This is a genomic window from Legionella sp. (genome assembly GCF_047605385.1).
Classification (GTDB): domain Bacteria; phylum Pseudomonadota; class Gammaproteobacteria; order Legionellales; family Legionellaceae; genus Legionella.
The window spans coordinates 61,773-69,448 of record NZ_JASGFU010000007.1 but is presented as its reverse complement, the minus strand read 5'-3'; the positions used below and the strand labels follow the sequence as shown (position 1 = coordinate 69,448).

Below are 7,676 nucleotides of genomic sequence, written 5' to 3'. Positions count from 1 at the left end.
ATACCCCTGAGGTTTTGTTTAACGATTTTAGGCAAGCAGCGCTCAGCGCGCACATGAAATCAGTGGATGATGCCTGGATGCTTCATACAAAATTGTTCCAATTCTTAACGTCTTTAGAAATATGAAATATAAAAAGTAAGCATCTCTTCGAAGTGTTTTATCCTTTATCTAGCACCAACCTACTTATGGCAATCGCACTTAATTTTGAAGGGTATTAAAAATTAAATAGCTCGCGCCGCTCATTGACGTGAACGTTTGCCTGCCCGTTTGCGTTTCCGAAATAATGTTGCTCTCAGTAACTACACTTCAGTAGAATACCATGACCAACTACAACGAGCAGGTTCTTCAGTAGTACTTAATATCGCAGAAGGAGCCGGAGAATTTTCTATGAATGAAAAAATTCGATTCTATCGAATGGCAAGACGTTCTGCAACAGAATGTGCCGGTATTCTCGACATCTGTATGCATTTCAATTTGATCGATGAAAATATAAGCTTAACAACATCACGTCACTTGGTACTACGAATCGTTTCCATGTTGACCAAAATGGCTCGAATCACTTCGGGGAAGCAAGCGGCAGGCAAACGTTCACGTCAATGAGCGGCGCGAGCTATTTAATTTTTTAATACCCTTCAAAATTAAGTGCCATTGCCATAACCCAATGGTGTCAACTTAAGGATTTTTAAATAAGCGTCGATCCCTCAGGGCCCAACCTACGATTTTCCTTAACTTAATGACAGAGAGAAAGAGGGTACAAAAGCAGCATATACACACAAAAAGCAATTAGGGTATCGATTTAATGAGCAGCATCCCAATTAGTGCCTGTGCCGATGGAGACTAATAGAGGCACTGAAAGTTCTACAGTATGCTCCATCAATTGGCGTATCTTGGTAGAGCTTGCCGCAATCTTTTGTGTTGCTACTTCAAAGACCAACTCATCATGTACTTGCATGATCATGCGTGCAGCAGGAGTAATTTGAGTATTTTGCCATTGAGCAATAGCAATCATTGCTTTTTTAATGATATCAGCAGCAGTACCTTGCATGGGAGCATTAATCGCAGTGCGTTCTGCTGCTTTTTGGCGCATGATATTACGCGTATTAATTTCGGGAAGATATAAACGTCGGCCAAATAAAGTTTCAACGTAACCTTGTTTATGAGCTTGCTGCTTTGTGCGGTTCATGTATTCCAGGACTTTGGGATAGCGTTGGAAATAAGTGTCAATATAACGTTGAGCATCTTGACGTTCCACTCCAATTTGCTTTGCTAAACCAAAAGCAGACATGCCATAAATTAAACCGAAGTTTACTGCTTTGGCTCTGCGACGGTGTTCTGCAGTTATTTCGTCTCGTGGTATTTGAAAAATTTCACTAGCGGTGGCTGTATGAATATCCCAGCCATGAGCAAATGCAGTTAGTAAATTCTCGTCTTGTGATAAATGCGCCATAATGCGTAATTCAATTTGCGAATAATCTGCTGCTAAAATAACTTGCCCTGGAGAAGCAATAAATGCGGTACGAATAAGCCTGCCTTCTTCGTTACGAATGGGGATATTTTGCAAATTAGGTTCACTGGATGACAGACGGCCAGTAGCAGCAACTGCTTGATTATACGAGGTATGTACACGCCCAGTCTGCCGATTAATTTTCTTGGGTAATGCATCAATATAAGTAGAAACCAATTTGGTTAACCCTCGATGCTCCAAAATAACTGCTGCCAAACGATAATCAAAGGCTAATTCTTGCAGCACGGACTCTGCTGTTGATGGCTGCCCAGTCGGTGTTTTGACAATTACGGGAATTTTTTGCTCTGCAAATAAAATGTCTTGTAATTGTTTGGGCGAACTGAGATTAAAAGGCCTTCCTGCCAATTGAATCGCTTCTTCTTCCAAGATTTTAATGCGCTCTTTTAAACGATGGCCATGTTGCTCTAAAGTTATTGCATCAATAAGCACACCATTTAACTCCATATCCGCAAGAACAGGCACTAAGGGCATTTCAATTTCATGAAATACTTTTTTAAGAGATTCTTCCATTGTTGGATACAGAGTATGATGTAATTGTAAGGTAATGTCTGCATCCTCGGCGGCGTAAACACCGGCTTTATCTACAGGAATTTGATCAAAACGAAGCTGTTTTGCTCCTTTTCCCGCAATTTCTTCAAAGGTAATGGTTTTATGTCCCAGGTATTTCAGCGAGAGACTATCCATATCGTGACGGCCTGCGCTGCTGTTGAGGATATAGGATTCGAGCATGGTGTCATAGGTAATCCCTTGTAAGTTAATCCCATGATTTTTAAGCACTGAATAATCATATTTGATGTTTTGCCCAATCTTTTTTATGTCCGGATTTTCGAGAATCGGTTTTAATATGCTAAGCACCTCTTCGCGAGATAATTGTGGTGTACTATCAATATGTGCCAAAGGAATATAGGCGGCTTTTGAGCTTTCAATAGCCAGAGAAATACCTACTATTTCTGCTTGCATGATGTCTAGACTAGTGGTTTCTGTATCTATACAAAATTCGGTGCATTGCTTTAATTGCTCCAACCATTGGGCTAATCGCTCTTTACTGGTGACCAATTCATAAGAAGCATACGAGGATTTTGCCTCTGGGCTTTTAAGGCTTGTATTGGTTTCTTCTTGTTCTAAAAGCTCCTTAAGCCAGTTTTTAAATTCGAGTTCACGAACAAGGGTAATTAATTGCTCTTTATCTACCGTGCTTGGTTTTAATTCATGGATGTTCAAGGGCAAGCTCAAATCGGTTTTAATGGTGACTAATTTTTTAGACAAGGGGAGTTGTGGAATACTGGCACGTAGATATTCGCCTATTTTACCCGTGATGGTATCCGCTTGTGCCAGTAAATTATCTAAGGTTTTGTATTCAGAAAGCCATTTTACTGCGGTTTTGGGACCGCATTTGGTTACTCCGGGGATGTTATCTGAAGTATCTCCAATCAAGGTTAGATAATCAATAATTTGTTCTGGAGCAACGCCAAATTTTTCTTGAACGCCTTTGATGTCCATAGTGTAATTGCTCATGGTGTTAATGAGTGTGACATGTTCATTGACCAGTTGGGCCATGTCTTTATCACCAGTGGAAATAACGACGGGCATGCCTTTCGCTGTTGCTTGTTGGGCTAAGGTTCCAATCACATCATCTGCCTCAACACCTTCAATCATTAAAATAGGTAGTCCCATAGCTTCTAATAACTGAATTAATGGATGAAATTGTGAGCTAAGTTCTTGTGGCATCGGCGGCCGATGAGCCTTATAGGCAGGGTACCATTCTTCTCTGAATGTTTTTCCTTTGGCATCAAAAACAACAGCTAACTCTGTTGGCTGATAATCTTTAATGAGTTTTTTGATCATATTGGCAACGCCATACACTGCACCCGTTGGTTGCCCTTTGGAATTGGTCAGTGGTGGAAGTGCATGAAAAGCTCTGAAAAAATAGGAAGAGCCATCAATGAGAATTAAAGGGGCATTCATACTTATTCTTCCGTTTCTAATTTGGCTAATTGCTTGCTTAATGCGGCAACCTGTTCTGATAATGCTTTAAGATTTTTACGCATTAATGGAATGCGAGTTACAGACAACTCATGTTTTATTGCCAAATCTTTAGGGCGAGCAGGGCTGCCTAAATAAATGTTACCTGCTTTCAAATGTTTGTGTGGGGGCACTCCAGAGCGTGCAGCCAAGATAACGCCATCATCGATACGCACATGATCACTCACACCACAGTTTGCTGCAAACACGACATTATCTCCCGTAGTGGTACTACCAGCAATGCCGGTGAATCCACACAGGATGTTATGCTCTCCTAACTTCACGGAATGTGCTACCTGGACTAAATTATCTATTTTGGTGCCTTTACCAATAACGGTATCGCCAAGTGTGGCACGGTCAATGGCTGTGTTGGCGCCAATTTCAACATCGTCATGAATCACTACGCGGCCAATATGAGGAAGCTTGAGGTGCTGGCCATCAACAAAAGTATAACCAAATCCGTCAGAGCCAACCACTGTTGAGGCATGGATTGTTACTCTGGCACCGATTTGGCAGTGATCATAAATAGTTACATGTGGATAGATGGTTGTGTATTCACCAAGCGTTACCTTCTGACCGATATGAATATGCCCTTTAAGAATGCAATGATCACCAATGGTACTTCCAGCTTCGATAATCACATAAGGCCCAATAAATACGTGTTCACCAATATGCACGTTTTCACCAATTACTGCAGTGGGATGAATGTTAGGTTGCAATTTAGGTGCAGGATTAAAATAATGCAATAAACTAATAAAAGCTTTTAAAGGATGAGCAACTTGAATTAAAGGTTTTTCCGAGGCCGTAATGTCTTGATTCACTAAGATTGCTGCCGCTTGCGATGCTTCTGCTCGTTTGAAATTGTCGTTGCTGTCTGCAAATACTAATGTGCCTGGGGCAATATTATCAATAGGAGATAATGAAGATATGTGGATGAAGCCATCACCGATGATTACTCCATTGACTAAATGTGCGATATCGCTAAGTGAAGCAGTCATTTATTATAGCCTCTAAAATTTGCAAAATTGGCTGATTATATACCCCTTGTATCCCATTTTCGAGCTATCTCTAAAAATACTTTGAGCGTCGGTTTCAGTTGAACAGAATTCATATCCCTTACAATGCGAGTAATAAACGTATAGAATCAAAAAGAACCACCAAAAATGCTGCTGATGGGATGAATATGTATAAAAAATGGAGTAAGCATTTTTGATGCAATTAATGTGTTTACTTGGGAAATGGGTGTTTATGATCCTGATTTTAGATGAGCTTCGTTCATTAGTATGGGTTATTTAAATCATGAAAGCATTTTGGTGTTTTTTATTGTTTTGGATGATGCTTGCTGCTCAAACGAAAGCAGCAACTGAATCTGATTTTCAAACATGGCCTAATCTAACGGCAATAGGCAAATTCCATAAAGCGGATAAAACAGCAAGTCGTTTTCGCTATTGGTTGGAAAACCAAGAGCGCATCGGCGAAGACAGTAGGCATTTTTCACAAATATTAGTACGTCCAGGGCTTGGTTATGCACTCACTAATCACCTTAGTCTATGGGTGGGATATGGCTGGATTTACACTGGTAGGCCATTTACGACTCATCCTTTTGAGGAGAATAGAATTTGGCAACAATTATTGTGGGTTAAAAAATTAGCTCATTCTACCTTCACGAGTAGAACGCGTATGGAACAGCGTTTTTTGGAAAATAACCTCAAAACGATATATCGTGTACGACAATTTGTGAAATTGGCAGTTCCTTTAAAGGTTCATCCACGCTGGAGTATTGTTGGTAGTGATGAGCTTTTTTTGCATAAAAACAATTATGCTGGTAGGAACAGCCAGGGTTTTGATCAGAATCGGTTTTTTATCGGTTTAGGTTATCAATTTAATTCTGGCTTTACTTTAGAAACTGGTTATATGAATCAGTACATCCGTCGTTTTAGTGTTCCCAATTTTTGTAGCAATATTTTAGCGATTAATTTTCTTCTGTCACTGTAGATGGTTCTGAAGCTAGGAGTTTCAATGTTTTAAAAAAGGAGAATATGGGATGAAAGTGATTCATGATGGCGATGGTGCTTATGAAGATGTTATGGCCTTGATGCTGTTATTAAAACACTGTGATGTGCGTGCTGTGACTCTGGTCTATGGTGAAGTGCATGGTCTTATTGGAGCACGTAATATGGAGCGAGTCTGCAATTATATTGTTCCAGAGTGTGAGATTCCAGTTGCTTATGGTCGTGAAACACCTTTGGGGGGATTTGGATCACCATTCCCAGATTATATTCGTGAAGAAGCAGATAATGTACTCAAGGGCATTAATTTGCCTGAAGTTTCTAAGTCTAAAGTGAGAAATGATGCGGTCACTTTGATTTATGAAACATTGATGAACAGTAATGAAAAAATCACTATTATCGCTACTGGGCCACTAACCAACATCGCCGAATTAATACAACACTATCCAGAGGCTATCAAGAAAATTGAACGAATTGTCATTATGGGTGGGGCAATACATGTTACGGGAAATATTCTCGATATAGCCCCTAATGCAGGAAATACTGAAGCTGAATGGAATATTTACGCTGATCCATTAGCTGCTAAATTAGTGTTTGAGGCAAAAATACCGCTCTTGTTGGTTCCTTTGGATATCACCAATCAAGTGCCATTAACAAAAGAGTTTTACAATAAAATCGGTATTTGCAAAGATCCTGCTTTGAAATTGACTTATGAGATGTTAACTTATTTCTTTGAAACCTTGGGTGAAAAACAAGTCGCCATTCAATTATTTTTCTGGGATTCGCTTGCTGCTATGATCGCGATTAATCCCAATATTGCCGATTATCAACAGCTGCATTTAATGGTCAATTTAGAGACCGCTAAAACTATGGTTACTAAGAATAGTAATCCAGTAACAGTGGCTATGTCTTTGTTTAACAAGCCTTTATTTTATACTCACTTCATCAAGATGATGACATCTCCAGTGCCATTTAGCTATAAAAATACGACTATTCCTCTCCTATCGTTTAAGCCAAGGCATAATAATGTTAAGGAAGAAATTTTAGATGATGTTGTTAGTTTGGCTACATATTAATAGGCTTTTACTGGGGAGATAAAGCCTATGGGTTTTAAGGCCCAGAGTGAGCAATCAATTTGTTGCAAGATATTTTCTGCTGTGTTACCGATAATAAAACCAGAGATCCCAGTGCGTGCGACAGTGCCCATCACTAACATATCAATATGTTTATCATGTACGGTAATAGGGATCATTTCTGTGGGATCCCCTTTTAAGTGATAAATAGTGGGCTTATCCTTAATCTCTGATTTTTCAATTAATTTTTTTAAAGTAAGAAAATGGGTATTACTTTCTTCAAGAAGCATCGTGTCGATTTCTGATTGTGACATTTTAAGCCAAGCGCTATCACGCATGAAGTTCTCCAAAATCAAATCCCAACAGGAAATCACGCTAAATTCACTATGATAATAATTTACTAGACTTTGGGTTAATTTTAATAAGCTAATGGCTAAATCTTGTCCAGTACTTCCTCCATGTTCGGTATCGATTGCTGCTGCAATGCGAATATCTTTAGTATGCTTTAATGGACGATGTAAAAATAAAGGGCAGGGACATTTACGTAATAAAGCCATATCTAAGGCTTTAAAACCAGCAGTATTTTTTGTGTCTTCTGCAGCTTTGACGAGTAAATCATGAGCGGAGCGTAAAATGTGTTGAATGATACGGATGCTTGGTGCATTCTCCCACTCAATATCAATGGTAATGGCACATTTTCGTTGATGTGCAGGAATGCCTCTTTTAGCTGTTTCAATAGTTTTAGTGATATGCTCTTTTAGGAAGGACTCATAAGAACGCTTATATTGATTAAATGATTGGGGGAATTGTGGTCCGATTATCAATATGCTCAAAGAGGCTTCACTCTCGTTGGCGATGAGTAAAGCCTGTTTTAGTGCTTCGGTTTCGTCTTTAATGCCACTACTAACAAATAAGATATTATGAAATCGTTTCACAATATGCTCCCTAGTTGCTCAATATCCATCAACTTTATTATAGTCGAAATATGGAGCAAACTAAGAGCTTGTGATGTGAGTGAATGCTGTTTTCAAGTCAAATTTACTGAAG

General features: G+C 39.3%; 6 protein-coding genes. 3 read left to right on the top strand and 3 right to left on the bottom strand.

Annotated features, from left to right (window positions below):
- The first annotated feature begins 255 nt into the window (after nt 1–255).
- On the top strand, nt 256–600 hold the full coding sequence (locus tag QM652_RS03115; protein ID WP_415072779.1) for a four helix bundle protein: 345 nt from the start codon (nt 256–258) through the stop codon (nt 598–600).
- A gap of 196 nt (nt 601–796) precedes the next feature.
- Here the strand turns inward: QM652_RS03115 and polA are convergent, their stop codons facing one another.
- Together polA and lpxD are read right to left on the bottom strand one after the other, a co-directional pair.
- On the bottom strand, nt 797–3,490 hold the full coding sequence (gene polA, locus QM652_RS03110) for a DNA polymerase I (RefSeq protein ID WP_415072777.1): 2,694 nt from the start codon (nt 3,488–3,490) through the stop codon (nt 797–799).
- 2 nt (nt 3,491–3,492) lie between these two features.
- On the bottom strand, nt 3,493–4,545 hold the full coding sequence (lpxD, locus tag QM652_RS03105; protein ID WP_415072775.1) for a UDP-3-O-(3-hydroxymyristoyl)glucosamine N-acyltransferase: 1,053 nt from the start codon (nt 4,543–4,545) through the stop codon (nt 3,493–3,495).
- A 301-nt stretch (nt 4,546–4,846) separates the two neighbouring features.
- On the opposite strand from lpxD, the gene QM652_RS03100 reads away from it, so the two are divergent.
- Together QM652_RS03100 and QM652_RS03095 are read left to right on the top strand one after the other, a co-directional pair.
- Nucleotides 4,847–5,542: a DUF2490 domain-containing protein gene (locus QM652_RS03100; protein ID WP_415072773.1), complete on the top strand. Its 696-nt coding sequence runs from the start codon at nt 4,847–4,849 to the stop codon at nt 5,540–5,542.
- Nucleotides 5,543–5,591: 49 nt separating this feature from the next.
- Nucleotides 5,592–6,632, top strand: coding sequence for a nucleoside hydrolase (locus tag QM652_RS03095; protein WP_415072771.1), 1,041 nt, complete (start codon nt 5,592–5,594; stop codon nt 6,630–6,632).
- On the opposite strand, the gene QM652_RS03090 is transcribed toward QM652_RS03095, so the two are convergent.
- Nucleotides 6,629–7,564: a universal stress protein gene (locus tag QM652_RS03090; RefSeq protein ID WP_415072769.1), complete on the bottom strand. Its 936-nt coding sequence runs from the start codon at nt 7,562–7,564 to the stop codon at nt 6,629–6,631. The genes QM652_RS03095 and QM652_RS03090 overlap by 4 nt on opposite strands.
- Nucleotides 7,565–7,676 lie beyond the last annotated feature (112 nt).